The organism is Wolbachia endosymbiont of Drosophila barbarae, from assembly GCF_044752445.1.
Taxonomy (GTDB): domain Bacteria; phylum Pseudomonadota; class Alphaproteobacteria; order Rickettsiales; family Anaplasmataceae; genus Wolbachia; species Wolbachia pipientis.
The window spans coordinates 1-2,074 of the sequence record NZ_JBIXJM010000206.1; the positions used below are offsets into that span (position 1 = coordinate 1).

Genomic DNA, 2,074 nt, shown 5'->3' on the forward strand with positions numbered 1-2,074 from the left:
ATCCAGCAAACATTGCTGCAGTTTTCTTTCTCACCAGCTCTGCATCATCATATTGATCAAGCTCATAAAGCTTCAGCAGTATATTAGAAAGCCAAGGCTCCCCTCTAATTTGCCCAGGTCTTAGTGGTCTATAAATATGTAAAACATCGTTTGCTGGTACTCTCACTGATTCTCCAAATGAGCCTTCGCCTGGATGTTCTCTAAATAAGTAATATGCCTCTCTTTGCCCAAGTCTATTGAACTCAATGCCGTTTCTTATTACATTACCATTGGCTAGTTTTTGATTACTTTTACTATCTAAATGCTCTGATTCCAGTACTTGCAGTTGTAATGGTACATATCCCTCCATCTTTCTCGTTCTTAAACGTACAAAACATTCTCCTCCCTCTATCATACTTCTGCATACTAGAGCTTGTAATCCGTAAAAATCACTTATCCCATTACTGTCTGCTTCATCTGTCCATTTCAGCCATAATTCTTGTACTTTCTTTCGAAATTCTCCATCTCTTGCTTTTGATTGCGGTTTTATTCCTGTTCCAATAGAGTTACTTACTATTGTATCAATGATATTTGCTGCATATGGATTTTTTCTTACCATATCACGAGAGCGGCTACGTAAAGTTTCAAGGCTTTGAGACAGCAAATTGTTTATACTTCCTAACTCTGGTTGAAAGTGTAAAAATCTTCTTCCTGAGCCTGCTGCATCCCATGCTGAGCTTTTGATTTTTGGCTTGTTAAATAGTTGTTTGAATGACTTAAGTAGCATCACTTTTCCTGATCTGAAACTTTAGATAACTCAGCTTCTAATTCCTCTATCGTTGGTAAAGCTGTCTTTATATTCTCTGGTAGATTCTCGGTTATCCTATATTCCGCAAGGCCTATCGGCTTATTTATGTCACGTAATGCGTACTCGGCTATAACACCAACTTTAGAGCGGTATAGGATAAGACCAATTGATTGATTATCACCTGGCTGTCTTAATAAATCATCAACTGCTGAAAGGTAAAAATTCATCTTCCCAGTATATTCTGGCCTAAATTTACCGGCCTTTAACTCAATTACAACATAGCAACGGAGCTTAATATGGTAAAAAACCAAATCTAAATAGAAATCTCTGTCTCCAACCCGTAAATGGTACTGCCTTCCTAAAAATGCAAACCCTTCACCAAGCTCTAAAAGAAAACGTTCTATGTGAGCTACAAGAGCTTTTTCTATCTCCCTTTCATGCGCTTTTTTACCAAGGCTTAAAAAATCAAATACATAAGGATTTTTGAGTGTTTGCTGTGCTAAATCTGATTGAGGTGATATAAGATTATTCCTAAAGTTTGTTATTGCTTTACCTTCACGTTTATACAAATTTGTCTCTATTTGCATAGACAAGATATTGCGAGACCAGCCGTGTTCACATGATTTTTTAATATACCAAAATCTTTCTTCTTTATTTTTAACTTCGTACATTATTACAATATTGTGTCCCCAAGGTAATTGGTCAACAGCTTGTTGACCAATTTCATTTTCGCTATATTCTTCCGCAAACCTTCTCATATATTTTAGATTCTGAATGCTAAACCCCTTCATATCAGGAAAAGCATCTCTTAAATCACGACTGAGTTGATCAATAATTTTAGCACCCCAACCATGTTCTTTTTGCCGCTTTAAGATCTCTGTGCCAATATGGTGATAAAGCACAATAAGCTTGCTATTTACTGCTAATGCTGCTTTATAACGACTAGTAGCAATCTGCTCTTTCAGCTGCTCTAAAAATTCTGTATATTCTTTTGCTATAACTTTTGTCATAAAATTCCTTTCAACGATTTTTATCATTATATGATCCCTTTACTCGTTGAAAAAACAATTTTCCTCTTTGGCTTCATACCTGCAACTTTTAACTCAGCCTTAATTCGTTGTCTTAAATTCAATAAATCATTTATTTGAACTTCAGCATATCTCACCACATGGTCACCATAAGCAATTGATACTACTCGCTCTCCGCTTTGCAGCTTTTTTATCGCTTCTTCGACTTGAATTAAATACTCTTCGTTGTACATCTTACTTCTCATTCAACCATTTGCTT

General features: G+C 35.9%; 3 protein-coding genes. All 3 read right to left on the minus strand.

The window, feature by feature from the left end; genetic code table 11:
• Positions 1-766, minus strand: a 766-nt coding sequence (locus ACIPNH_RS04690; RefSeq protein WP_400771981.1) for a phage portal protein, incomplete at its 3' end; no start/stop codon positions are given.
• Positions 766-1,824 carry a PDDEXK nuclease domain-containing protein gene (locus tag ACIPNH_RS04695; RefSeq protein ID WP_007549006.1) on the minus strand — a complete coding sequence of 353 codons (1,059 nt, stop codon included), beginning with the start codon at positions 1,822-1,824 and terminating at the stop codon, positions 766-768. The genes ACIPNH_RS04690 and ACIPNH_RS04695, both read right to left, overlap by 1 nt.
• The gene (locus ACIPNH_RS04700) at positions 1,824-2,048 is read right to left on the minus strand and encodes a gpW family head-tail joining protein (RefSeq protein WP_007549008.1); all 225 of its coding nucleotides are present in this window, start codon (positions 2,046-2,048) and stop codon (positions 1,824-1,826) included. The genes ACIPNH_RS04695 and ACIPNH_RS04700 overlap by 1 nt, the downstream gene beginning before the upstream one ends.
• Between the last annotated feature and the right edge of the window lie 26 nt (positions 2,049-2,074).

Bases quoted from the DNA above. Each gene is read 5' to 3' on its own strand.
- ACIPNH_RS04700 (WP_007549008.1), bottom strand. From the start codon at position 2,048: ATGTACAACGAAGAGTATTTAATTCAAGTCGAAGAAGCGATAAAAAAG.
- ACIPNH_RS04695 (WP_007549006.1), bottom strand. From the start codon at position 1,824: ATGATAAAAATCGTTGAAAGGAATTTTATGACAAAAGTTATAGCAAAA.